Source organism: Hallella seregens ATCC 51272, assembly GCF_000518545.1.
In the GTDB taxonomy this organism is placed as follows: domain Bacteria; phylum Bacteroidota; class Bacteroidia; order Bacteroidales; family Bacteroidaceae; genus Prevotella; species Prevotella seregens.
Genome location: NZ_KI912451.1, coordinates 166361 through 190922 on the forward strand (window position 1 = coordinate 166361; position 24562 = coordinate 190922).

At 46.4% G+C, this 24562-nt stretch carries 22 protein-coding genes, 1 tRNA gene and 1 pseudogene; 11 read left to right on the forward strand and 13 right to left on the reverse strand.

The features are described from left to right. Positions 1-307 precede the first annotated feature (307 nt). The 3 genes from L888_RS14965 to L888_RS13750 are packed head-to-tail and all read right to left on the reverse strand — an operon-like array spanning position 308 to position 2261. Positions 308-607, reverse strand: coding sequence for a hypothetical protein (locus L888_RS14965; protein ID WP_245594879.1), 300 nt, complete (start codon positions 605-607; stop codon positions 308-310). A gap of 3 nt (positions 608-610) precedes the next feature. Further along, complete coding sequence (locus tag L888_RS14970; RefSeq protein ID WP_245594880.1) at positions 611-1324, reverse strand: acyltransferase family protein; 714 nt, start codon at positions 1322-1324, stop codon at positions 611-613. Then, complete coding sequence (locus L888_RS13750; protein ID WP_245594881.1) at positions 1305-2261, reverse strand: helix-turn-helix domain-containing protein; 957 nt, start codon at positions 2259-2261, stop codon at positions 1305-1307. The genes L888_RS14970 and L888_RS13750 overlap by 20 nt, the downstream gene beginning before the upstream one ends. Between L888_RS13750 and L888_RS0111755 the strand changes: the two genes are divergently transcribed. The 3 genes from L888_RS0111755 to L888_RS0111765 all read left to right on the forward strand — a co-directional run bounded on the left by L888_RS0111755 (position 2238) and on the right by L888_RS0111765 (position 4606). Then, positions 2238-2528: a hypothetical protein gene (locus L888_RS0111755; RefSeq protein WP_156925009.1), complete on the forward strand. Its 291-nt coding sequence runs from the start codon at positions 2238-2240 to the stop codon at positions 2526-2528. The genes L888_RS13750 and L888_RS0111755 overlap by 24 nt on opposite strands. Positions 2529-2757: 229 nt before the next feature. Beyond that, positions 2758-3855, forward strand: a complete 1098-nt coding sequence (locus L888_RS0111760; protein WP_044249360.1) for a carboxymuconolactone decarboxylase family protein — start codon at positions 2758-2760, stop codon at positions 3853-3855. Between the two features lie 256 nt (positions 3856-4111). Beyond that, the gene (locus L888_RS0111765; protein ID WP_027953026.1) at positions 4112-4606 is read left to right on the forward strand and encodes a hypothetical protein; all 495 of its coding nucleotides are present in this window, start codon (positions 4112-4114) and stop codon (positions 4604-4606) included. A gap of 176 nt (positions 4607-4782) precedes the next feature. On the opposite strand, the gene L888_RS0111770 is transcribed toward L888_RS0111765, so the two are convergent. The 3 genes from L888_RS0111770 to L888_RS0111780 are packed head-to-tail and all read right to left on the reverse strand — an operon-like array spanning position 4783 to position 9389. Next, positions 4783-5622 (reverse strand): CPBP family intramembrane glutamic endopeptidase, encoded by an 840-nt coding sequence (locus L888_RS0111770; RefSeq protein WP_027953027.1) that lies wholly within the window; start codon positions 5620-5622, stop codon positions 4783-4785. Positions 5623-5634: 12 nt separating this feature from the next. Continuing rightward, the gene (gene ribF / locus L888_RS0111775; protein WP_027953028.1) at positions 5635-6579 is read right to left on the reverse strand and encodes a riboflavin biosynthesis protein RibF; all 945 of its coding nucleotides are present in this window, start codon (positions 6577-6579) and stop codon (positions 5635-5637) included. Next, positions 6576-9389, reverse strand: coding sequence for a calcium-translocating P-type ATPase, PMCA-type (locus L888_RS0111780; protein WP_084567373.1), 2814 nt, complete (start codon positions 9387-9389; stop codon positions 6576-6578). The genes ribF and L888_RS0111780 overlap by 4 nt, the downstream gene beginning before the upstream one ends. Positions 9390-9507: 118 nt before the next feature. On the opposite strand from L888_RS0111780, the gene L888_RS0111785 reads away from it, so the two are divergent. The 7 genes from L888_RS0111785 to L888_RS0111815 all read left to right on the forward strand — a co-directional run bounded on the left by L888_RS0111785 (position 9508) and on the right by L888_RS0111815 (position 16276). Further along, a tRNA-Ile gene (locus L888_RS0111785) sits at positions 9508-9581 on the forward strand. A 349-nt stretch (positions 9582-9930) separates the two neighbouring features. Next, a complete protein-coding gene (locus L888_RS0111790; RefSeq protein ID WP_021826311.1) occupies positions 9931-10155 on the forward strand; it encodes a helix-turn-helix transcriptional regulator in 225 nt (74 codons plus the stop codon). Positions 10156-10167: 12 nt separating this feature from the next. Continuing rightward, positions 10168-11193: a DNA adenine methylase gene (locus L888_RS14230; RefSeq protein ID WP_027953039.1), complete on the forward strand. Its 1026-nt coding sequence runs from the start codon at positions 10168-10170 to the stop codon at positions 11191-11193. Continuing rightward, positions 11175-12104: a DNA adenine methylase gene (locus L888_RS0111800; protein ID WP_027953030.1), complete on the forward strand. Its 930-nt coding sequence runs from the start codon at positions 11175-11177 to the stop codon at positions 12102-12104. The genes L888_RS14230 and L888_RS0111800 overlap by 19 nt, the downstream gene beginning before the upstream one ends. 12 nt (positions 12105-12116) lie before the next feature. Then, positions 12117-14690 (forward strand): AlwI family type II restriction endonuclease, encoded by a 2574-nt coding sequence (locus L888_RS13755; RefSeq protein WP_084567370.1) that lies wholly within the window; start codon positions 12117-12119, stop codon positions 14688-14690. A gap of 102 nt (positions 14691-14792) precedes the next feature. Then, positions 14793-15803, forward strand: coding sequence for a hypothetical protein (locus L888_RS0111810; protein WP_027953031.1), 1011 nt, complete (start codon positions 14793-14795; stop codon positions 15801-15803). A 5-nt stretch (positions 15804-15808) separates the two neighbouring features. After that, entirely contained in the window at positions 15809-16276 is a 468-nt protein-coding gene (locus L888_RS0111815) for a Fic family protein (protein WP_027953032.1), read from the forward strand. 501 nt (positions 16277-16777) lie between these two features. On the opposite strand, the gene L888_RS0111820 is transcribed toward L888_RS0111815, so the two are convergent. The 7 genes and pseudogenes from L888_RS0111820 to L888_RS13760 all read right to left on the reverse strand — a co-directional run. After that, a complete protein-coding gene (locus tag L888_RS0111820; RefSeq protein WP_027953033.1) occupies positions 16778-18199 on the reverse strand; it encodes a hypothetical protein in 1422 nt (473 codons plus the stop codon). A gap of 259 nt (positions 18200-18458) precedes the next feature. Next, complete coding sequence (locus L888_RS0111825; protein ID WP_027953034.1) at positions 18459-19178, reverse strand: DUF6371 domain-containing protein; 720 nt, start codon at positions 19176-19178, stop codon at positions 18459-18461. 27 nt (positions 19179-19205) lie between these two features. Next, a complete protein-coding gene (locus L888_RS0111830; protein WP_027953035.1) occupies positions 19206-20186 on the reverse strand; it encodes an AAA family ATPase in 981 nt (326 codons plus the stop codon). 1 nt (position 20187) lies between these two features. Next, positions 20188-20484 (reverse strand): helix-turn-helix domain-containing protein, encoded by a 297-nt coding sequence (locus L888_RS0111835; protein WP_027953036.1) that lies wholly within the window; start codon positions 20482-20484, stop codon positions 20188-20190. Positions 20485-20666: 182 nt separating this feature from the next. Beyond that, complete coding sequence (locus L888_RS0111840; protein WP_027953037.1) at positions 20667-21497, reverse strand: DUF6043 family protein; 831 nt, start codon at positions 21495-21497, stop codon at positions 20667-20669. Positions 21498-21504: 7 nt separating this feature from the next. Beyond that, positions 21505-22758 carry an ATP-binding protein gene (locus L888_RS0111845; protein WP_027953038.1) on the reverse strand — a complete coding sequence of 418 codons (1254 nt, stop codon included), beginning with the start codon at positions 22756-22758 and terminating at the stop codon, positions 21505-21507. 124 nt (positions 22759-22882) lie between these two features. After that, positions 22883-24220 (reverse strand): annotated as a pseudogene (locus tag L888_RS13760) (tyrosine-type recombinase/integrase); the annotation flags it as partial. Positions 24221-24403: 183 nt separating this feature from the next. Here L888_RS13760 and L888_RS14570 point away from each other — a divergent pair. Further along, the coding region (locus L888_RS14570) for a helix-turn-helix domain-containing protein (protein ID WP_156924977.1) at positions 24404-24562 on the forward strand (159 nt) is incomplete at its 3' end.

Below are 24562 nucleotides of genomic sequence, written 5' to 3' on the forward strand. Positions count from 1 at the left end.
AGGTCGAGACATTATGAATTGCAATTCCGTACAAAAATAATAAAAAAGCCCCGACCCGCCAAATCTTTTGCGGTTTACCATTGGCCGTCTCTGCCCTGCCTGTGGCCGCAGGTGCCGCCGCCCGCCTGTGGCGGCATGTGGGTGGTGCCCCTCGGCGGCGTTTCCTTGTTTGCCGGCCCGCGTTTGCGCCGTAACCGCGTTGCGTTTACGGTGTTTTCGCCGCGCGATTACGCCGTTTTCGCATTGCGATGACGGCGCGGCCGCACTGCGATTGGGGCGTGTGCACCTGGGCCCGGGCAGCCGTTGGCTATCCCACGATGCGCTTGCGGCCAAACATCAAGGGGGAAATGTGCAGGAAATCCAGTAGCCGGCAGAGGCCGAGCGAGCCGACAATGCAGACCGACAATGACGTGCAAAGAAAGAGCAGGCGCGTCGGGTCGAAAGCCAAATACGGTACGAGCGCCTTGCAACATATCGTAAAGATGGGGGAGAACAGGTACAATGCCAGGGAGTTGCGGCCCAAGAACAGGAGCGGCCGCCGCAATGCCGCAGGGACATGGGAGTAGACAGACAGCGAGGCGGAGAACACAAGGTAAACGATCAGCACGCCTCAGACAGTGGCTCTGTCGAATGCGGCGGGATGGAAAAACAGAACGGCCAAGGCAAAAAAAGACCACCACGACCTGCGAAAGACTTCCAAAAGGGAATGCGGACTCTGCCGAATCGCGACCCCTGCCAGGAAATACATGGCACAAGCCAGCGAAACAAGTCCAAGCTGCGCCAGGGCGGCGTAGGCCAGTCCCAGGATGATGAGCTGCGACGTGGCCGAGGCTTTTACCCATCTGAACACCGCGAAGCAGCACCCGCCACAGACCATCAGGGTGTGCAGATACCAGTAAGGGCCTAAGGGCTTGACGAACAGGTGATGGAACAACACGCCCCACGTCAGGTCGTCCACGTGGTCTCTTGTCGGCAGCAGGGAGGCCATGAGGACGTATCCGGCCTCCATCGTGACGTAAGGCACGGCCAGCCACAGCAGTGTCCTGCCGTAGCTGCGCGCGCTTCGGTCTGTTTTCATGAGATAGCCGGATATAATCAGGAATCCGGGCATGTGGAAAGTGTAGACAAAATTCTTGAGATAGGGATAGCCATCGCCTATATAAACAAGGTGGAAGGCTATCATGAGGAGGATAAACAGGGCCTTGAGGAAATCCAATTCCTCGATTCTTTTCTTGGCTTCTCTCCTTGGGGTCGATGAAATGTTCATGTGGTGGATGGATGTTTGCTTGGGGTTGGTGCCCATTTCAGGCTGTAAATTTACCATTTTTATTTGAATCCTCCATGCGAACAGGCAAAAACCGTGAAACGGGTAAGTTTTCCGGCAATCTGGGCATGCTCGTTATCATCCGTTTTTCATATCTTTGCAACGGTAAAAACAAATCTCGTTTATCAATCTTTCGTCCGTCCGCACAGTTCCATACAAGCGGCATACAAAGTGTATGCCCCCTGCTATTTTTGCCCAATCCATCGGCTTTTTCAGCTCTCCGGCCTTGCGGTTGCAGACTCGCGCGGTATTCCGAGGGCGAAATGCCCAGGTGCTTAGTGCAATAGCGGCTGAAATAGGACAGGGAACTGAAGTTCATGGCATCGGCAATCTGCGTCAGCGAGAGGCGGCTGTCGTTGAGGTAGTCCTTGAGAATAGGGACGGTGTAGCGGTCGATGAACGAGAAAACGTTGGTGCCCGTCGTGCGTTTCACGACTTTGGAAAGGTATTTGGGCGACACGTTCAGCTCCCGGGCATAGTATTCCACGGTGCGCTCCGTGCGGCATCGACCGGCCGCAAGCAGGCTGATGAGTTCCTTAACTACGTGGCTTCTGCGGTCGGTGCTGTGCAGGGCCTGGTTTCTGCGGGCATGGATGGCGAACAGGTCGTACATCATCAGGCGGCAGATGCTGCCGATCATCTCCTGAAAAAAGAGGTGGGAGCCGGCCTCTTTCATGCGGTCGGAGAGCAGACGGATGTCGGCCAGAAACAGTTGGGCCTCGTGGGTTGTGGCATGGACGACGGGGTCGGCGTAGAGGCTGATGCCCCCGCCGATGGCAAAACTGTTGGAGGGCAGCTGGTTGTTGAGGAATTTGTAGGGGGCGGCAAAGTACTCTACTTTCAGATTTGGACTGGCGCCCAGGTTCTTCAGTTGGTCGGGCAGGGTCAGAATCAGGATGTCGCCGGCACAAAAGTGAAAGCATTTGTCGTTGAACACGAAGCTGTCTTCGCTCTCCAGACAGAGCAAATGGGCGCAGGAGCCGTGCAGCCGTGCATGGTTGATGCTTTGAAAATCAGTGGAATAAACCAGTCTTCATTCCCAAATCCGTTCGCAAGGAGCGCATGGAGGAGAACTTCTCCCTTCTTTGACTTCTCGCTGACGGAGGCCGAGTTAAGGGAAATCAAGGCTCTCGACTTGAAGAAGAGCCAGTGGTTCGAACACCATGACCCAGAGACGGTGAAGATGTTCATGGGTTGGAAATAGATCTAATACAGTGTCTCAAGGCTACACATGAAATAGAAGGATATGAAAGCAATCAAGTATCTCACAGTACTGCTGGCCGGATTGATGATGTCTACCTCGTGCATCGCATAGAAAAAAGGTGAAACAGGGAAAGAACAAACAACGGTTTTGCCATTTATGGCCACGAGACACGAAAGGATATGAGCAAGGTCGACAAATGGCTGAGGGGCTTGGGATATTCTGTTGACAAATGAAGAAGACAATCATTACGCTCATGCTGCTGCTTGTTGCTGGCATGGCATTCGCACAAAAGAATCATAAAATGGAAACAAAATATTTGTCGGCGCGCCAGTTGCATCTGGCCACGCTGGCCAGTCTTGAGGCACAAGGAGACATGACCCGTCTGGAGACGGCCGTGGCGGAGGCTTTGGAGGCCAAGGTGACAGTCAATGAAATCAAGGAGGCTTTCTCCCAACTCTATGCCTACACGGGCTTTCCACGTTCGCTCAATGCGCTGGGCGTGTTGAGTAAGGTGCTCGAAACCCGCAAGGCTGAGGGCAAGAAAGACAACGAGGGCAAGGCCTGGGAACGCCCAAAAGAATGGGATGATGCCAAGGCTGCGCTTGCGCTGGGCGTTAAGAACCAGACGGAGCTGAGCGGACGGCCTTTCAATTATGACTTCTGCCCCCAGAATGATCACTACCTGAAGGCCCATCTCTTTGGCGACATCTTTGCGGGCAACCAGCTTTCAAACGCCGACCGCGAGATAGTGACGGTTGCCGCGTTGGCTTCGCTCAAGGGCGTCGCACCGCAGTTGGCCGCCCACAAGGCCGGTGCGGTGAACATGGGCAACAGCCGGGAGGCGGTGGACGAGCTCATGGCTTACCTGAGTGCCCAAGGCCTTTCCCAATGCGACAATGCCGCCGATGCCAATGCCGGCCCATGGCCCAAGGGCAATCCGAACACCGCGTATGCCAAGTATTTCATAGGCGAGAGCCATTTGGCAGGCATGACGCCGAAGAACTTGACGGCCGACGAGAAGACCGTGCTGCCGATGTCCAACGTTACTTTTGAGCCGGGTTGCCGCAACAACTGGCATGTCCACCATGGCGCACACCAAATTTTGATTTGCGTATCGGGCAAGGGTTGGTACCAGGAGTGGGGCAAAGCACCCATAGCCCTTCATGCAGGAGACGTGATCGACATTCCGGAGGGCGTGAAGCATTGGCATGGCGCACAGAAAGACAGCTGGTTCCAGCATATCGCCATGCACGTGAAGACCGCCGACGAGGTCAGCAACGAATGGCTGGAGGCGGTGAGCGATGAGGTTTACAACAACTTGAAATAAGGGCATGAACACTCACGAGGGTGCGTTGTTCGGGGCATGACAATGCCGGTTCATGCACGAAACATGGGCAGTGAAAGCAAACGGTGCCAGGCTACTTGTCGTTGTAGCTTGGCACCGTTTGTCTTGTTTTCTCCCTTGAGAGCAGTTTGTGTCTAAACGAATGTTAAAAGTAACACTACCCTGTAACCTTTCCTCCGGCCGCTCGTCATTCTTACAGTAACAGCAAAAAGATCTGCACAACTCAAGCAACGGCAAGATGGATTACAAGTACATCCAACAACTTCTGGAGCGCTACTGGCGCTGCGAGACGACTCTCAATGAAGAGGGCATCCTGCGGGCGTTCTTCAGTCAGGACGAGGTTCCGGCTGAACTGGGGCGTTACAAGGCTCTCTTCTGCTATGAAGAGTGCGAGAAGTCGGCCGATGTGCTGGGCGATGACTTCGACGAGAAGATACGTGCAATGATAGAAGAGCCCAAGCCGGTAAGGGCACGCGTCATCACAATGCCGCAACGCTTGAGGCCGTTGTTCAAGGCTGCGGCCGTGGTGGCCATCATCCTTACGCTGAGCAACGCCATGCAGGTGCCGTTCGGGCAGCAGAATGCCGACTCCATCAGTAGTTTCGACGGCTACGACAAGCCCGAGCTGGACAAGGGTACCTCGGTGGCCATGGGTGACAGTGCGGTGGTGGACACGATGAAGCAGAGCATGATCGAGCCAAGTGTGCCCATACGTGAAGCTGTTGTCAAATAAGAATATTTCTATGCTTTCTCTATAAAAATCATGTTTAGTAAAACAACAACGAAGCTGTGAAGCTTCATTTCTCTCAAATTTTTCATAACATACTAATGTAAGTTAAGGGACCACAACTCTGTCGCGAGTATGTGGTCCCTTATCTGTATATGGTGGATTTCGCCCTGTGCACCAAGCTATTTGCCAGCCCGTTTCAGGCGGATGGAAAGTTGGAGCAGGCTGGGCAGGAGGATACAGACGGAGAAAGCGAGGCCCATCCACATCATGCGGCTGTCGCCATGGAAGAGGTCGATGAGCTTGCCGTCGGCCATTTGGGGCATGAGATTGAACATGATGTAGGCCACCGTGTTGTTGATCCAATGAAAGACTACGCCAGGAATGATGGAGTCGGTGCGATAGTACATCCAGCCGAGCAGCAGTCCGATGAGGGTGGCATGGACAAATTGCGGCAGGTTCAGGTGTACAGCCCCGAACAGGACAGCTGAGACAAGGATGGCCAACCCATGCCGACGAGGACCCAGCAACCGCAGCAATGTGCGCAGCACGGCTCCCCGGAACACCAGTTCCTCGGCCAACGGAGCCAGGATGCCGATGGCCAGGTAGCCCGTGGGCTCGCCCATAATCTCTGCAAACATCTTCTGGGTGGCAACGGGCAAGGAGAGAGCCAGCTGGTCTTGCAGCCACTCGGAGGGCAGGATGGAGCCCAGCGAGGCAAAGACCACCCAGGCAAGGACCTGCCAGGGATGGGTGGACAGCCATGCGCGCGACAGCAAAGCCCATCGCAGGGTGGTGAAAACGGTGAGGGTGAGGACGCTGCCCAACACGGATGCGAGCACCAACTGCTTGCCCGACAGCTGAAACCCGCCAGTGGCCAGCTGGGCATAGAACCGACTCCAAGAGCCATTCTGCACCCACACATCGACCGCAGCCACGCCGACAGTAACGACATACTGTATCAAAAAGAACACGACGATGAAAAACAATACGTCGAGTATTCCGCGAACATTCTTATTCATGTGTTATGAGATTTAATCCATTTCATCGTTAAACAAGGCTTCCACCTGCTGCTCGTCGTCCTTGAGTTGCTCGATGAGCTGCGTCACATGCTCGAAGTGACGTTCGCTGCGGATGCGACGGATGAAGGAGAGTTGCAGCAGTTTGCCGTAAATGTTGTCGTGGAAGCGGAAGATAAAGGTTTCCAGTGTGCGTTGTGAACCGCCAAACGTGGGCCGTGTGCCGATGTTGGTCATGGCGGGCATGAAGGCCACAGTCTGTTCCAAACGGGCCCTGACGGCATACACACCGCCCCCGGGGACAAGCTGCCCGAATTCGGAAGTGTCGAGGTTGGCCGTGGGAAAACCGAGTTCCCGTCCTTTCTTAAAGCCGTCTACGACGCGCCCTACCACCGTAAAGGGATAGCCAAGACACTGATTGGCCATTGTGATTTCACCCTCGCGAAGAAACGACCGCACCACGGAAGAACTGACTTGCACGCCATTCAGCAGGAAAGCGGGCTGCCGAACCACCTGCATTCCCATCTGCCGACCGTATTCCACATAGTCGTCGAAGCCCTCGCTTCGGTTGTGTCCGAAGCGGTTGTCGTAGCCGGTCACCAGCCGGCGGACACCGAGACGCCCGACCAGCACCTGCTGCATGAATGCGCGGGCCGAGAGACGGGCCATGGCTTCATCGAAATGAAGCACCACCACGATGTCCACACCCGTGCGTGCCAAATGCAGCAACTTGGCATCGAACGTGGTGAGGAGCTCGGGCTGATAGTCTTGTTGGAGCACCTGACGGGGATGACGGTCGAAAGTGATGACCATCGAGCGCATTCCCTCTGCCCGTGCATCGGCTATGACCCGGCGGATGAGGTACTGATGCCCCCGGTGAACACCGTCGAAAAATCCGACGGTGGCCACGCTGGGCAGGGTTTGTGGAGCTGTGTGGGCATCCAAATAGAGCGTCTTCATGCCCGATGACGATGAACCAACCGACAGACGGCACGCCACAGCTCACCGCCGCCAAAGACAAACAGGCCCGTGAGCCCCACGATGCCGGCCCACTCACCAAAGCTCAGCGGTTGGGTGCGGAACATGCGGCCGCCAAACGTAACGATGAGCCACTGTCCTGCAAGGATAAGCAGCAGGACGAACAAAAGGCCGCGTTCGCGCAGGATATGGCGCAAGGCGCTGTGGCAGGAGCCGAGGCACTTGGCGTTGAGCAGGTTCCAGAACTGGAGCATTACAAAGGTGGTGAAGAAGAGGGTAAGCTCGTGTACGTCGATAATGCTGCCGGCCCCATGACGTTCGCACCAAATCAGGAACACAAACATCACGGCAAAGAACAAGATGCCGCAGGACAGGATGCCCCGTCCTATGGGGCGGGAGATGATAAACTCACGCTGAGAACGGGGCTTGTCGAGCATCACTTCACGGGACGGTGCGAGCGAGGCCAGGGCCATGGCGGCGAAACTGTCCATGATAAGGTTAACCCAAAGAATCTGTGTGACCGTGAGCGGCATCTCGGTGCCGATGAACGAGCCGCCGAGCACGAGCAGCAGAGCCGAGAGGTTGACTACCAATTGGAAGTAGAGAAAGCGCTGGATGTTCTTATAGAGCGAACGGCCCCACATGACTGCCGAAGCAATGGAATGGAAGCTGTCGTCGAGCAGCGTGATGTCGGAAGCTCGCTTGGCCACCGAAGTGCCCGAGCCCAGCGATAGTCCCACGTGCGCATAGTTGAGGGCCGGTGCATCGTTGGTGCCGTCGCCGGTGACGGCCACCACCTCGCCGTGTTTCTGGAGAAGCTGCACCAAACGCTGCTTGTCGGCCGGCCGGGCACGCGACATCACGCAAAGATGCTCCACGCAATCGTAGGCTTCCTTGTCGGAGAGGGCGGCAAATTCCGCCCCTGTGATGTGCCAACGCTCCCGACCCTTACCGTTCTCTTTCCCCTTACTTTCCAGACAGCTGATTTGTCGGGCTATTTCGATGGCTGTTTCCGAGGTGTCGCCCGTGACAACCTTGACCTTGATGCCTGCCCTGTGGCATTGGGCAATGGCAGCGGGGACATCCGCCCTCACAGGATCGCTGATGGCTACGACAGCCTGTCCATGATAGTCGGCATGGCTTGAGAGTTCGGCAAAGGTACCCTCGCGAAAAGCCAGAACCAGGGTGCGCATGGCTTGCCGCTGGTAGCCGGACAGTGTCCGGTCGATGTCTTGGCGTGCTTCGGTCGTAAGTCTACAGGCCCCAAGCACGGTCTCGGGAGCGCCTTTCAGAAAGGTCCAAGGCCGGCCGTCAATGCTAACGGTAGTGGCCATATACTTCTTTTCTGTGGAGAACGCGATCTGTTCTTGTACGGGATATTTGTGGCGGAGCTTGAGATAGTCGTATCCATTTTCTTTCAGCCACAGGAGCAGTGCCCCCTCTGTCGGGTTGCCGATGGGGGTGTCTCCGTCGAGTTCTGCCGTCGTGTTCACGGCAATGGCTATGGCAAGCCACTCTTGGATTCTGTCGGACTCCAAACTATCGCTATTGAGAGAGGGATAATCTTTTTCCGGATTACAGTCGGAGATAGGGGTGAGGCTTCCCACTTGCATCTTGTTTTCCGTCAGTGTTCCTGTCTTGTCGGTACAAATTACGGTTACTGCCCCCATGGTCTCGGAGGCATGGAGCTTGCGGACAAGGTTGTTGGACTTCAGCATGCGTCGCATGTTGAGTGCCAAGGCTAAGGTGACGGCCATGGGAAGTCCCTCGGGAACAGCCATCACAATCAGCGTGACAGCCATCATGAAATAGTTGAGCACCACCAGTGCCATGGCAAAATAATCCGTACCATGCCAAATGGGATTGGTCAGGATGTCGCGGACGAGAAAACACACAAAGGCAATCACGGCCACCGTGGTGCCGAAGATGGAAATGAGCTTGGCCAGCTTGGCCAGCTGCATGCTGAGCGGGGTTTTGGTATGGGTGGTTTCTGTGGCACTGGCGGCAACTCTGCCTATTTCTGTCTTGTCACCGACACGGGTCACAACAGCCTCGCCATGACCGTTCATCACCATGGTGGAACGCAGGATGAGATGGGCAGGATAGGTTGCTCCGCCATGAGCTCCCTCGTTTTGTTGTTCCCCGTTCTGCCCCTGAAAAGAGCTGGAAAAAACCGCTTTTGTTGTCAGAGGCTCCCCCGTCAGGCTCGACTCGTCAACCTGAAGATTCACGCATTCCAGCAATTCGGCATCAGCTGGAATCTCATCGCCCACGCCAACCAGGATGACATCACCCACAACAACGTCGCGGCGAGGAATCTCCACTACCCGGCCATTGCGGCGCACCTTTACGGGCTGGTCTTCGTTGATGGCTGTAAGCAGACGGAATTTGCTGGCCGCGTCACGTTCGAAATAGAACCCCACCGTCGTAGCAATCACAATGGCCAGCAGGATTCCAAAGGTCTCAACAAAGTCGTTCTCGATAAAGGCCAAGACCAATGAAACGGCTGCAGCTACCAGCAAAATCTGAATAATCGGATCCCGATATTTCTCCATGTAGAGTTTCCACATGGAAGTACGCTTGGGCGGTGTCAATACATTGTCACCATGTCTCTGCCGACTCTCCAAGACTTGGGTGTCTGTCAGGCCATGCTTCGTATCCTGCACCTCCTCGTCGGTCAAGTCCTGCCAATTATTTTGCACTTGATGATTCATAATTCTTCTATGCTTGTTGATGCACATCTTGCGCCACCAATTCTCACTATCACTTGCAAAGTTAGCTAAATTACCCATAATTGCCAATACATTCCTTTTGATTTAGCGACTTTTTGCAAAAAACATTTGGTTATTTGCCCAAATCCCCTTACCTTTGCAAAACAACTTATTGCTTTCTTTTGTACAGCAACAAGCCGGACTTGTAGCTCAGTTGGTTAGAGCAACAGACTCATAATCTGGAGGTCCCTGGTTCAAGCCCAGGCTGGTCCACATTAAAAATCAAGCACTTACGAGTTTCTCGCAAGTGCTTTTTCTTTTCTTGGTGACCTTCAGGTGACCTTTTTGAAGCAAAAGTGACCCTCCGTGCCCCCCTGAAACTTAGGGTGATTTTTTGTGAGTTCAAGAAATGTTTTCGCAAATTAGAAACGAAAACAAGCAAGTCAATCGTACCAATGTTTTTGTGTCGCCAAACATAGTTTATACATATATTTATTATATGTGTTACAGGCGTCAATCTGCCTAAAAAGAGTTAATTGCATGCTTCGTTTTGGAAGAAATTTTCTAAATTAGAAAATTATTTCGATTTTTTATTTGTATATTTGCAGCAAAACATTGCAGTATGGAACAAAAGAATTTGAATAGATTACGGGTAATTATTGCCGAAAAGAACCTAACCAACAAGTGGCTCTCTGAGCAACTTGGTGTTGGGCAGGCAACAATTTCCAAATGGGTACAGAATAATGCCCAGCCAAATCTTGAAATGCTTATCAAAATAGCAAAGGTCTTAAATGTTGACCTCAATGAACTTGTGCGTTTTGATGAAGTATCGATTAACGAAAAATAGAAATACGTTAAAATGGTTAATACTTTCAACATAAGTAATCGTAGGTATCTCGGTAATAAATATAAGTTGCTTGAGTGGATTAAACGAATTGTAGAAGAGAATTGTACAGACGTTAATTCTTTCTTTGATGTATTCTCAGGAACAGGTAGTGTGGCTTCAGCATTTCAAGATAAGCGTCTGGTTGTCTGTGATATGATGAGAAGTAATTATTATGCAGCACTCTGTTGGTTTTCACCTGAAAATATTGACAGAGAGAAACTTACTCAGCTTATGGAATACTATAATGCTTATGATACATCAAATGAGGACAATTATATGTCGCAAAACTTTTCTGACACATATTTTGACAAAAGAACATGTCAGAAAATAGGATTTATTAGAGATGACATAGAGCAACAGCTCTCCATAGGTCATGTTAATACAAGGGAACATGCTTGTGTTATTACATCATTGTTTTACGCAATGGATCGAATAAGTCATACATGTGGTCATTATGATTCGTTCATAAGAGATGGAAAATATGATGGTGTTTTGGAATTACGTATGCCAGAGAATGATTATCCACTAAATGAAGGGAATCATATTTACTGCGCAGATAGTAATGACATCGCTGGTTTAGACGAAGTTGACATTGCTTATTTAGACCCTCCATATAATAGCCGTCAGTATTGTGACGCATATCATTTATTAGAAAATGTTGCTTTATGGACTAAACCTAAAGTTTTTGGTGTGGCTAAGAAGATGGACAGGACAAAAATGAAAAGTAAGTATTGCAAGAGTATTCAAGCAGCAATTGCACTTGAAGACCTTGTAAGGAAATTGCGCTGTCGCTATATTTTGTTTAGTTATAATAATAATGGCAAGAAACTTCAATGTCGGAGTAATGCAAAACTGACAGATGAAGAGATTGTTAGAATACTTTCAATTAGAGGTGATGTCCAAGTATTTACAACTGAATACAAGGGCTTTGAGGCTGGATATGAAGCTAAAAATAAAGATAATCAGGAAAGACTTTTCTTATGCAGCGTAAACAGATAAAGAATTATACATCTTCTCCGCTGAATTATATCGGAGGTAAGGCACGTATTCTTGACCAAATGTTGCCTTTTATGCCCACTGACATTGATATATTCGTAGATTTGTTTTGTGGGGGATGCAATGTTGGTATGAATGTGTCTGCTGGCTACACCATTTATAATGACACTTCCAAACCTTTGATTAGCCTTATAAAGGCTTTGAAAAGAATGAAGAATGAAACAATCATCAAAAGAATCAATGAATTGATTGATGAGTTTGAATTTAGTCGTACCCGTGACCATAATTTCAAGTATTATGGAGGGGATGCTAACAAAGGTGTATCAGCCTATAATAGAGAAAAGTTTCTGCGTCTTAGGGATAGGTTTAATAACTACCCCCAAAAGGATAACCAATACTATATATTGTTATATACTCTAATTTTGTTCGGATTTAATAATCAGTTGCGTTTTAATGATAATGGTGAATTTAACCTACCTGTAGGTAAGCGAGATTTCAATACTGCCATTGAAGCCAAACTTGTAAAATTCTTGGATGCTTTACGACTTCAAGATTGTGAATTTCAAACAAAGGATTTTAGAAAATTTGATTTTAATGGGCTAACACAGAATAGTTTGGTTTACTGTGACCCTCCTTATTTGATTACTACTGCAACGTATAATGAGAAGGATGGTTGGAATGAACAGGACGAACGTGATTTGCTGGATATTCTTGACAATTTAAGCAGAAGAGAAATAAGATTCGCGCTTAGCAATGTCCTCCAGCATGAGGGAAAGGAAAACACACTCCTTAAAGAGTGGATAGAACTTCATAACTATAATGTTCATGAGCTTTTCATGGATTATCATTATAGCAACTACCAGAAAAAATCCAAAAAGGCAGAATCGCAAGAGGTACTTATCACAAACTATTAAAATATTTTGACTATGGCAGAATATAATAGATTTATAGGAAATTACGAACGAATACCATACAATTCATTTGTGTGGAAATTCGGAACAACATCCTTTAGGACAAGAGAATTTAATAGGATGACCGAATGGCAGCTTCAATTGTTAGATGACTTTTGGAAGAAACCAGAAAATAAGAATCAAGGTTGGGAAAAGAAATACATGGCTCCTTGGCAAAAGGATATCTATGAAATTAAAAATAGATATTACGACTGGCTCGTAGAGAATGGTTTCACAAAAGGAGATGACAAGGTGAAATATAAAGCTGCCAGAGAAAAGACCAGTGGTCTATATGATATGGGGCTTATTGATGAGAACCATAGACTGACTGATGTTGGTCGCGATCTTCTTGAACTCTCAAAAAATGAAAATGCATTCCTTCAGAAAAATCAGTTAAACATATCTAAGGACTCACAAGTTTATCTTGAACAGCTACTTAAGCTAAGTGCTGATGACGCAGGGAATACAGTACGACCATTCATCGTAGTGCTTTTCTTATTGTCAGAACTTGATTATTTAACCTATGATGAGTTTAGGTATCTTATGCCACTATGTACTTCCCAATTCAATACAGAATACATTTTGGATAGCATAAAAGAATATCGCCAAAATGGGGGGAGTATTGATGAAATTATAAAAGAATTCCTTTTGAACAAGAGTAATTATCAAGAAGGTTTGAACCGCTTTGTCACTCATCCTTTCTCTGGAGACCTCCTTCTGTCTGTTGGTATGAATCGAAAGAGTGCTGAATATGATAAGGCGTACATCCCTGTTTATCTTGAAATGTACGCTGTTTACATACAGCATGACCTTTCGAGAATTTATCCTTTATTTTTGGCAGTGAGCAAACTTACCACATCAATTAAGTGGAAGACAATGATGTTTAACACAAGCCTTACATCTGCTGTCAAAAAAGACCCTGAAGGGAGCCTTTTGCCTTTACCAGAAGAAGCCATCCAATCGGAGACTGCTTTCAAGCGTTTTTTCTACTTGACTATGCATTTAAATAAAGCAAAATCAATGCTGGAAGATTACCTTGACTTAAACAGGCGCTATTTAGGGCTGACCAATTGTTTCATTTTTGATGATGAACAGGTGAAACTTGATATAGTGCCAAAACAATTTTTCAATGCTGCAATTGAAGAATTGTATCAGCAAGCATACGAGGAGTGTGATTTGCTATTTGAAAGTTGTACTATGGATAGTATATGTCCTGCACTTACTTTTAATGAAACAAAAATTATAGAAGGTATCAATAAAGAGCTTGGTACTCATATAGATAGTATTGATGATGCATATGATGAGGTTGACAAAGTTAGATATGATCGATTCAACAAACTTGTCGATGACAAATTTACTGATGACAAGTTGTTACAATTGCTTGATAACTTTGACAACAGAACAGATGGTGAAATAAGCCAAATGGTAACAGACAACGCTGATGTACCAACTATATTTGAGTATGTTCTTGGAATTATATGGTATAAAGCAAGTGGTCGTAGGGGAAAGGTACTTGATTATTTGAAACTATCACTTGATTCAAGCCTTCTTCCTATTACCCATGCCGCAGGTGGTGAAGCTGATATAGTGTATGAATATGGTAAAACATTAGACTATCCTGAACACAATCTGCTTTTGGAAGCAACTCTTGCAGATAGCACAAACCAAAGAAGAATGGAGATGGAACCAGTATCAAGACATCTCGGTAATCATCTTCTACGGACAGGAAATAAAAACAGTTATTGTGTTTTTGCAACAAGTTTTCTTCATATCAATGTTATAGGTGATTTCAGAATGAGAAAAATGGTCATGTATTGTGACCCTCAAGATTCAAACAAGTACATTGAGGGAATGAAAATTATGCCTCTTTGCACCAATGATTTGAGATGCATAATTGAGCATCAAATTCCATACGCAAAGTTGTACAAACATTTCTGCGAAGCTTATGACTCACAAGAAATGCATCCTCAAAAGTGGTATGATGAATTTGTTTCCATTGAGAATTCTAACTTATATTATAAAATGGCAGAAAAGCCAAAAGTTGTTTCGATGTATCCTCAATACGAAGAGGAAGACAGGATGATGATGGCTGCAGAGCCTTTTGAATGCTATAAATGGAATCGGTTTAACCAAAGTATTATTGACTTCTTTGGTGGTGATAAGACCATTCTTGTTGGATGTGTTAAGAACAAGAAACAGAAAGAGTGGATTCTCTCGCATAACATATATAATATAAGATTAGGAAAAACAAAGGGCTCGATGGAAGAACATAGGGAGATGTTTAGTCGAACGTCCATCTTGGTCCTCTATGAATTTGGCAAACCAGACAAGTTGGCTGGATATACTATTGTTGATCATAGGGAAATGAACAAAGAAGAGCTGAAGGCATTAGGCTATCCTAACAAAAATCCGCGCAAGAGTTACATGACCTTCACTATCGAGGCACTTGATATGGATTTTAGTCTTCTTGTCAATCACCGTTTAATAGAAAAACTGATAGAGATAAACCCAGAAAACGAAAAGGGTACACCAGTATTTATAGAACCGTAGTATGAACAACTAGGTACACTTTATTTATGCCAACTTTCTGATGAAGAAACAGACACCGGTTGACATCCGTATGAAGTTAACAAAACAAGAATCATTAAATATATGGCAAAAGATTTAACAACATCAGCTATAGAACGCCAGAATGTTCTGAATAATAATTTGGCAATACCTCGTATCCAAAATGCTTTGGATATTGAAGCATATCATTTTGAAGGAAAGTATTATCTTACCAAACAAATGGTGGCAGATTTCTATGAGGTGGATTCACGAACCATTGACAATTATCTATCTTCACATGAGGATGAATTGAAGCACAATGGTTACTTTTTATGTAAAGGTAAGCGACTGAAAGACTTTAAGTTACAATTTGGTCACGAAAATAATTTCGTGAGCAAAATCACTCAGTTAGGTCTTTTCGACTTTCGTGCATTTTTGAACATCGGTATGCTGCTCGCTGAAAGTGAAAAAGCCAAACGTGTTCGTAGCCTTATTTTGGATATTGTCATTTCTACTATCAATGAGAAAGCTGGTGGCGGAACAAAATATATCAACTGGCGCGATAGGGATTTCCTTCCTGCAGCAATTCAGGAAGAAAATTACAGAAAGAATTTAACTGCACCGATTAATGATTATGTAGATGGGCATCCGACTTATAAATATGCTTCCATTACGGATATGATTTATAAGGCAGTTTTCCATGAAAATGCTAAACAATATAAAGAGCTACTAAAACTAGACCCAAAGGATAATGCCAAAGCAACAATGTACGCAGAGGTTCTTCGTGTTATCAGTTCTTTTGAGAATGGAGTAGGAAGTGCCATTCGTGATCTGGCTGTTAGGCTGCATAGAAAAATAAGCATACAAGAGGTTCAGACACTAATCAATGAACAGGCAGAAAGCCCTGCCATGTCACCCTTCCTATATGACGCTCGTCAGAAGATGGCTTCTTTGGACCTTGGGCTTCGTGATGTCTATCATGATGGTATTGCTGGATATTTGCGAGCAGTTTCTCCTGAAGAATTCGAGCGTTTCATCGGCGCAGATTCCGTAGATCTAGAAAAACTTCTGGATAACGATGAAAACAAACATGTTCTTGAACGTCTAAAAAAATAAAGGCAATGGAGAATTTCATTTATCTTCGTTTTGAAGATGTTCTTGGATATTACCGGGAAACCATTGAGCAAAGTGGTGGTGGAATGTCTGGCATACGAGAACAAGCAGAGATTGAGAAAGTTCTTGATTTCGTTCAAAACGATTTATACTACCCGACCTTAGAAGATAAATTGACGTACATGGTGTTTGCTTTCTGCACAGGTCATTATTTTGCGGATGGTAATAAGCGTATATCACTGGTGATAGGTGCCCATTTCCTTATCAAGAACAAAAGAGGATGGGCTGGGTTCCATTTCTTGCCATATATGGAAGCATACATCTGGCATGTAGCAGCTGGGAATATAGATAAGGAACTTCTCGCAAAAATCATTTATTCGGTCATCAATCGAGAAGAACTTGACGATGGTACCAAGCTGGAAGTTATCCATGCAATGGAAAAAAGTCCTCTGTTCTCCGAGAAAGACGATGAGTAAAACGTTATTTATGAGGCCGGCAAAGAGTGGGTCCAAATGATACCCAATGTATTACCCAAGAGAAAGGGTTTGATGATTGGATAGAGCTATGCGACCACACTTCAGGAAATTAGCCTTCATGTCTGCAACATATACCAAGGTTAGGAACTGAGTGAAGACGGAACTCGAAAGAATTTCTTTCTAGTTCGTCAAGAATGTAAACGTCAGGGAGTTATTCTATAATAGCATAGTGGTCGATTGGAAAAACCGCGCGAGTTTGCTCCCGAGGGCAAAGCGTAGAGAAATAAGAAATAGCAGAAGGGAGTGTCATAATGAAGTGCCCTCCAGAAGTATTCTTTTAATGATTTACGCATATCTTCATATACACTGTCAAAATATAATGGCCTCGCAAATGCATTAGGAACCGTTGGTTCTTTTCTGGACACATTATCTACTCAATAATACAATAAATGGTGATAGACCATAACATTGGGAGGACAATTTGTGCGTTGCCCTCCTTTTTTATATTTTCATTCCTCTTGATGGGCGGATATACCATCTTTGCTTTTCTTTTTCAATACTTTCGTACTCTGAAAAGTTGCTTGTCACATTCTGCACCTCCAGCCTTCCCTTGGTGTATTCGTTTTCAGTGAGAAATGGCCGGGAAAGTGTTATCAGCGTATCGGCCGTCCCCTGCCTGTCAGAACCCATATCAAGAAAATCATTGACGGCACAGGCTTGCTCATATGTGAATCGTCTGGCAATCGGCTTCTTGGCAAAGTCGATGACGGCTTTCAAAGCCTTGCGACATACAACATCCAACAAGTCTATTGCCTTCTGAAAAGCGGATATAAGGCTGGCTATGATGCAATTCTTCCGCGAGAGAGCCGTCTCATACGATTTCTTATCGTTTTGCGACTTCTTCAATAGCCTGTTGTAACTTTGGGTGAGTTTGTTGTATTCATCCAAACGCAACTCCGCAATCCGCCTTTCCCTTTCATAGGCCTTTTCAAGTTCAGCCGTCCGCTCTGCCACTCCCTGCGCTATCTTCTCGGGTAACAATGCCACCTGTTGCTTCATGGCGATGTTCTCCGCCTCCAATTGTGCATACTTGCCCTTTCCTGCAAGGTTGGCCAAGCCCGACAGGATGGCGCTACCGTTCTCCCGATTGGCTTTCGCCTGCTTGTCGTGGATTTCCTTATCCAACTTTTCACAGGCGAGAGCTTTCTGCTCGTTCTCCTTTGCCAGTTTTTCCGCTTGTTTCTTGCTTTCCTCCAACTCGCGCTTCTGTTTTGCCACGATATAGTCATTCCGTTCAAGATGCCGCTTGCCCGTCTCCAACTTGGAAACGCCGCGCTCCATTCCCAATGCCTCGGCCGCCATGTCCTGCACGAGGCTGATGTCCTCATTGTCCAGCTTGTAGGACTTACCCGTCTCATGGTTCATCCAGTCCCAGATGACATGGGCGTGATAGTTAGGCTTCCATGTAGATGTGTCATTCGGATCAAGACAATGCCCCTCGTCACAATGGAGGTGTATCTGTATGGCCGTAATGCCGAAACGCTGCCGACAAAGGTCGGCGAAATGACGCAACTGCTCCATGGTGGTGTCTGCCTTGCACACCACGACGCCCTCACGCAAGGGAGTACAGCCGGCTATCTTGGTTACCTTGCCCGTCTTCTTGTTGATTCGCTCCCGTTCCTTGGTCTGCATGGCCCTGCCCGTCTTTTCCTTCACCATTCTGCCAATGGCATCGTAATACTGCCGCAAGGTCATATCGCCTTGCAGTTCCGATGTCCACGATTGATTCTCAGGTATCAGGTCTTTCCTGATATAAAGCTTCTCGGCATTGATGTGGTCAAGATATGCCTTTGTCCGTTGGTTGTGTGCCTCACTTTGCCCGATATTGCAGGGCTTGATGTGTACCGATGTCATTTGTGTCATAACAAAAGGGAATTAAATGATTGTTGGTTTTTCTTTTCATAAGGTTCTTAGGGAGGCTCCCTAAGCGGAGAGTCCAGAGAGAGGGTCACGCTCTGGTCAGGGGTCTTGGGGGCAGATGCCACCGAGTGGAGGGTGCAGGGGGAGAGTCATCCCCGCCGGTTCTCCAAGGCTGGCCTTGGGCCCACAACTACGAAAGCGCAGCGGGTAGTTATAGTAGGTTATAACAAGGGCAGAGCCCTGTTCTTCCCTCCCCCCAAGTTCAAGGACTGCCACGACCTCTGATTCTGTCAATCAGGTATCGGTTAATGTCCCGATGGACAAAGCCACGGTCCACCTTGAACCTTGCCCCGAACTGCTCTTCCCAATAATCACAGCTTATATCATCAGGGAAAAGGACCACCCGCTTGCCAGCCAGTTTACTCATCATGTTATTGGTGAGATTGCAGCCTTCTCCAACCGCCAACCAGTCAACGGCCGGTTCCGCCAGCGTACCCAGCAAGGCTGTCTTTTCCTCCTGCACAATGGCGACAGGCTTGTTTGAAAGCAGATGCTCGCCAAAGAAGACCTCATCGTCCGTGTAATAGTCGAAGCAGTACCAGCTATAAAGATGTTCCACCAAGGGCTCTCTTTGCAGGATTGCCCCACTGTCCGTATCAAAGTACTGCACACTTCCTCCTACGACCTTGTTGTTCCAATTTATCCGAGGCAACACCGTGCCAAAGTGTCTGTTCACCAGTTTGGTGACGGCACCCAAATGAAATCCCATCATCAAGCGATCAATGCCCGACAACAGTTTGGAATCATAACCAGCCATCTTATCCAGATAATCCGTAAGGGAAGAATAATGGCATCCTATATCCTGTTTGGATATCTCTATCAACATCCGATCATTGGGCGCGGCCTTGCTCGCCGACATTCTCTTTAAGTCCTGATTTTCCATTTTTGCTATGCGTTTTATGCAGTTTATGCACTTATGCATATTGCATAAACTGCATAAAGTGAATAATCAACGGTTCAAGAGCCTTGACACCTTGCTTTGGGTGATACCACATTCCCTGGCTATGTCCTGCTGCTTCATGCCCTGCGAGGACAATTCCCTGACCCTTGATTTCAGTTCCTCACGCCCGTTGGTACCTGTCATTTCCAGATGGGCTACCTCCGTGTCATAGCCACGAAAGGTAAAGCAAAGATTGCCGTCCTTGTTCTTGGCCCGCTCATACAGGGCCACATTGTCGGCATCGAGCACAACTTCGCCATTGCGCCACTTGCACTGCTTCACATAGACCAGCGACTTGTCACGGCCTGACTGTCCCAGCCCAACGGCATCGTCTATCAACTGGTTGAGTTTGGCGGAGCCCTGTATGGCCGACAGGGAAAGAGGGACAGAACCAGAGAACATCTTGGGAACATGGTTGAGGACGACCAACGTCCATTTATACTTCCGTTTCAAGGCGTTCAGCAATGCCATGAGCGAGCCAGCGTCAAAGCTTTTGTCGAGCGACTGGCTGAGGGCGGTAATGTTGTCGATGAACACCACCTCCGCAAGATTCGCCACGGCTGCTTTTTCTATCCCCTTCAATACATCATCAATGAGATTGTCCCTGTCCATCTCCGCACGGAAGAAGGTAGGAGGGAAGTTCGGAACCTCGTACCGCAAGGCCAGTTGACGCAGCGTCATCTCAAAGTCGGCGTAGAGCACGCGCTTCCCCTGTGCGGCAATATCCCTTGCCACCTGCATGGCGAAGATGGTCTTGCCGATACCTGACTGTCCGAAGATGATGCAGAGATCACCTTCGAGGACAATGTTCGGATAGAGAACCAAAAGAGGCGGCAACGATTTGGCCGCTTTCAGGCAGTCGTTCATGGCCGCCACATGAAAACCACCGGCATCAACAGCTTGCTGTTCCTGCAACTGCTGAAAAGAGGAAAGGATATAATCCACCTCTGGCGGTTTGGAGATGTTCTTGCTAAGTTCTGCCATGGTCATACTACCTGCTTACAGAATCAGAAGAAAGTCCATTTGCTATCAGTGCGTCCACTTCCTGCTTGGAATACAGGTTGCGCCTTCCAATCTTATGGACATGGATGACGCCACGTTTCTCCATGCGCCACAATGTGGTATAGGTAATGTGCAGACGGGCGCACAGCTCGTCACGGGTGTAATACTCGGTGGATTCTGCCGGAGTTGGCTCTTTCAGCAGATTCTTGCCCACCATTGTTTCCAATACTTCTGCAATGGCCTCCTTGAGGTCTTCCTTTTGCAGCATAATGAAATTACCTTGCATGTCTCTTGGTTTTAAAAGTTTGCTGCAAAAGTATCATGGAATTACATGGCATTATGCCCATATAGGTACCACATGGTAACTATATGGGTATCCCTCCTATGGAACGGAATGCTTATATAGTAAGAGGAATGAATGAAAAAGCCCATGCAAGGCTGACTTACACGGGCTATGGGTTTCTTCTTTTAGCGGAATATAGATTCCACGATTTCATGGTCAATGGGCAGCTTGCCCGTCTTGTTGGTATAGGTGTTCTTGTAATTGGCCAGTCCAGAAACACCGAATAGGGTTTCAAAAGGCTTCCAATATGTTTTCTTCTTGCCGTCCTGCTCCGCTTTGGATAGTTTCAAATGTTCACAGGCACAATCAGCGAAATAGGCCAACAGGGAGTTTGTCTTTTGCCAGTGATATTCATTATCACATAACCCCAACGAAATTGCTTTGTCAAGAATCAGTCGGGCTGCTTCCGTTTGAAGTTCGGCTGGGATTTGTTTAACTTTTCTTTCTGTTACTGCGCCATCTTCGTCATCTTCCGAAATTTCAACACCAAAGAATCTGTCCCAATTATACTGTGTCTTGATTCCGTTTTGGACGCTGGCCTCAACCAATTGCTGCTGTAAATCAGAAAAGCCATTCTGTTCTATCCGTTCTTTGGCTTCATTTGCCTTGATGATAGCCTTTGAAACAAGCGTCTCATACAAATTACCATAAACAAGCCAATACCGCAGTGTTTTCCTAACCTTGTCAGGATTGGCGAAACTCATGTTTCCTTCACTCAGAAGAAATGACACGGCTGCCGCCAAGGTGTCACCAACTCGTGTGTAATTGTTAGAGAACAAGAAAGGATAGTCCTGCTGGCTCACAATATGTTCCAGCTTCAAAGATTTGGCTGTATAGGCATACAGGTGCATCACCGCTTCAAACGACTGCTTCTTCAGGTCATTGATGATGCGGTCGGCAGTTACCTTGTTGGCTTGGTACCATATCAGCAAATCTCCTTTATGTTCTGCTCTCATAATCAAGTTATAGTTTTAAGCTATCCTTATTCAACAGAAAATCGAGCAAGCCTATGGTTACGATTCCTTGTTCGTCCCGTTTAGGCTTAATATCATCTTTCACGACGATAATTTTCTTGAAGGAGTCATTGATAAATGAAAAAGAAGTCTTTTCCTGACGCTCCTTTTCAATGTTGGGCATGGCAAAAGCAGACTGGATATAGTACCTGTTGCTTCCCTCATTCACCACGAAATCAACCTCGTATTGCTTGCGGATGCTCTTCCCATCAATTTTTCGCTTAACATCTACCATGCCGACATCTACATTATAACCTCTCGTTCGCAACTCATTATAGAGAACATTCTCCATAATATGATTTTCTTCTTGTTGACGGAAATTCAAAATGGAATTTCTTACCCCCAAATCACAAAAATAATATTTGGACAAGGAGCCAATGTATTTACGTCCCTTGATATCATAACGTTCTGCTTCTTCTATCAGAAAGGAGTCTTTTAGATAGGAAATGTACTTTACTACTGTGGGATAGGACAAATCAACATTCTCTTTACTTTTAAAGGTGTTGGTCAATTTGTTCGGATTGCAAGATGAACCTATAAAAGAAGACAGCATCTTTGCTAATTCCTGAAACTCATGTTCCTTAATTTCATGCCGTTCTTTTATATCCGTCAAGTATGTCTTGCGATAAACATTATATAGGTAGTCGCTTTTCTTCTTATCACCGACTAAAGTCAACACGTGAGGTAATCCACCATAGGTATAATAGTCTTTCCATACCCCTTGCCTATCCCCGCCTACGGCTGCGTAATACTCAGAGAAAGAGAATGGATACATGTGTATTTCATCGCTTCTGTCCCGAAACTCTGTTACGATGTCATTAGAGAGGAAATGAGAATTGCTACCTGTTACATAAACATCCACATTCTCAATATGCAACAAGCTGTTTAGAACATCCATAAACTCATCTACCATCTGTATTTCATCCATAAGTATAAAATACAACTGGTTATCCCTGACTTGCTGGCGGATATATGCCAACAAAACGTCAGGATTTCTTAGCTTTTGATTGATGCGGTCATCCAAAGCAATAGAGATGATGTGATCAGCAGGTATGTTCTGTTTCATCAAATAATCACGAAAAAGAACTTGTAAAAGTGTGGACTTGCCACATCTTCGCATACCTGTGATTACTTTAATAAAACCATTTTCTCGTCCGTCAATCAGCTGCTTCAAATAGACATCTCTGGGAATTGTCATTCTCATATTTTAAGTTTTTGTCCCAAGGGGCACTTTTTTCAATGGCAAAGATACATTATTTATTTTAAAACAAAACATACGATTTGAAAAAAGTGTCACCTGTGGCATATTTTTCAAATCAACTCGTTCGTTACAAAGACGCGAGCAATTCTTTTCTATCCTTTTCGCTCATATTTTTCAATAGTTCCAAGACCATTTGCTTATCAGTAGCTTTGTTTTGTCTTTCTTCGTTCAAAAGGTACCAATTATATTCCAACATCTTATCCAAAGGATAGGCACCAATGTAGTTGGATGTTATATCTCCATTGCCACTGTGTCCCATACTATCACTGATATATTTGTACGGCACCAATCCAGAATTATTCAGATTAGTGGCGAAACTATGCCGAGCCCAAGTAGATGATGGACGCTGTTTCATACCAAGCAGTTCTGCCACCTTTGCCATGTGCTCACGAATGTAGCGGTTATATCTCTGAATTACCCACACTTCTTGTTCTGGGGTTATCCACTCACTCATAATCGGGAACACACGCTTATCAAGTTTAGGCTCGTTGCCATACTTGTCTATTATCTTTTGAAGTTCTGGGGTAATAGGAAAGATGACCTCACTGGCACTCTCGTTTCTGTCTCTCGTCTTATGACGCAGGAAGCGGAGTTGCTTACCACGAGTGGCAAAATACCAACTGTCATAAGTCAGTCGCAAGGTATCGGCCAAATTTTGCCCATCACCAAGATACATAAATAGAAATAGCCCTAAATCACGAAAGACGGCGTGTTTCTCTTTTGGAAAGAATAACTCCTTGCCTGTTTCGTCTTTGGCTTCATTTCTCTCCCAAAAGTCATAAAGCATCTTCATGGTAGGAACATCAAGGAACTCATGCTTGCGACTACACACCTTATTGTAGCCCGTGTCTTTGAACATTTCTTTGGTGCTTCCTTTAATCAAGCCACGGTCAATGCAGATATTTACAATGGTGCGGAATGTACGCAATGATATTCCAATGGATGTTGCGCTAAAGCTATTCTTCTTCATTACCTTTACCCAATCCAGAATAAAGTTATGATTTATATCACTTAAAGTCACATCTTTTCCCATATCCCGTACAAACCTCTTTAATATATCCTCACTGCACCGAGCTGTTCCTGCCTTGCCATCGTCGCGCTTGGATACAATAAAAGATTCCCAAATGGAGTAGATTGTACTATCGTCATCTTTCCTCCCTTGATGTCGTTCCCGGAGTTTTCTCAAAGAAAAGTTTCCCTCATCGATGAGTTGATTTACAAGAGTAGCCACTTTCTCCATCTGTTTTTTTAATTCCTTGCGTTCTGAGGCTTTCTTGTTTCGTGATAATTTCTCACATTCACATAGTTCTATCCAATCTGTTCCTATATATGATTTCCCTATCCGCAGAAAAACTTTCTTACCAGCATATGCTATACGAATAGCGACAGGGGCAGTTTGGGAATACCTGGAAAAGCCACTCTACTTTGACCCTTTTGGCCAAACAGGATTGCTCACCTTGGCCATAATATGATTGACCCTTTTGGCCAAAATAACATTAACCACTTAGTACAAGTGTCGTTAGAGTTTTTTTATGTAGATTTGGGAACCCGAGTCCTGGTGTAAGGGGTAATAATAAAATCTATGCAAATGAACAAGAGAATCAAGAACATTTTAAGATGTTATGCGGCAGGGATGGGTATCAAGGAAACGGCATCCACATTCCATACTTCCCGTAACACTGTCCGCAAGTATGTCCGTCTGTTCCTTTCAAGTGAGAAAAGCATCGATCAGCTTCTCTCCCTTTCC

What these genes read in the sequence shown, in the direction of transcription:
- L888_RS0111820 (WP_027953033.1), bottom strand. Translation starts at nt 18,199, where the DNA reads ATGACACAAATGACATCGGTACACATCAAGCCCTGCAATATCGGGCAA.
- L888_RS0111810 (WP_027953031.1), top strand. Translation starts at nt 14,793, where the DNA reads ATGGCAAAAGATTTAACAACATCAGCTATAGAACGCCAGAATGTTCTG.
- L888_RS0111800 (WP_027953030.1), top strand. Translation starts at nt 11,175, where the DNA reads ATGCAGCGTAAACAGATAAAGAATTATACATCTTCTCCGCTGAATTAT.
- L888_RS14230 (WP_027953039.1), top strand. Translation starts at nt 10,168, where the DNA reads ATGGTTAATACTTTCAACATAAGTAATCGTAGGTATCTCGGTAATAAA.
- L888_RS0111840 (WP_027953037.1), bottom strand. Translation starts at nt 21,497, where the DNA reads ATGAGAGCAGAACATAAAGGAGATTTGCTGATATGGTACCAAGCCAAC.
- L888_RS0111845 (WP_027953038.1), bottom strand. Translation starts at nt 22,758, where the DNA reads ATGAGAATGACAATTCCCAGAGATGTCTATTTGAAGCAGCTGATTGAC.
- L888_RS0111780 (WP_084567373.1), bottom strand. Translation starts at nt 9,389, where the DNA reads ATGGGTAATTTAGCTAACTTTGCAAGTGATAGTGAGAATTGGTGGCGC.
- L888_RS0111760 (WP_044249360.1), top strand. Translation starts at nt 2,758, where the DNA reads ATGAAGAAGACAATCATTACGCTCATGCTGCTGCTTGTTGCTGGCATG.
- ribF (WP_027953028.1), bottom strand. Translation starts at nt 6,579, where the DNA reads ATGAAGACGCTCTATTTGGATGCCCACACAGCTCCACAAACCCTGCCC.
- L888_RS0111815 (WP_027953032.1), top strand. Translation starts at nt 15,809, where the DNA reads ATGGAGAATTTCATTTATCTTCGTTTTGAAGATGTTCTTGGATATTAC.
- L888_RS0111825 (WP_027953034.1), bottom strand. Translation starts at nt 19,178, where the DNA reads ATGCATAAGTGCATAAACTGCATAAAACGCATAGCAAAAATGGAAAAT.
- L888_RS13755 (WP_084567370.1), top strand. Translation starts at nt 12,117, where the DNA reads ATGGCAGAATATAATAGATTTATAGGAAATTACGAACGAATACCATAC.
- L888_RS0111835 (WP_027953036.1), bottom strand. Translation starts at nt 20,484, where the DNA reads ATGCAAGGTAATTTCATTATGCTGCAAAAGGAAGACCTCAAGGAGGCC.
- L888_RS0111830 (WP_027953035.1), bottom strand. Translation starts at nt 20,186, where the DNA reads ATGACCATGGCAGAACTTAGCAAGAACATCTCCAAACCGCCAGAGGTG.
- L888_RS0111765 (WP_027953026.1), top strand. Translation starts at nt 4,112, where the DNA reads ATGGATTACAAGTACATCCAACAACTTCTGGAGCGCTACTGGCGCTGC.
- L888_RS0111770 (WP_027953027.1), bottom strand. Translation starts at nt 5,622, where the DNA reads ATGAATAAGAATGTTCGCGGAATACTCGACGTATTGTTTTTCATCGTC.
- L888_RS0111790 (WP_021826311.1), top strand. Translation starts at nt 9,931, where the DNA reads ATGGAACAAAAGAATTTGAATAGATTACGGGTAATTATTGCCGAAAAG.
- L888_RS14970 (WP_245594880.1), bottom strand. Translation starts at nt 1,324, where the DNA reads ATGGTAAATTTACAGCCTGAAATGGGCACCAACCCCAAGCAAACATCC.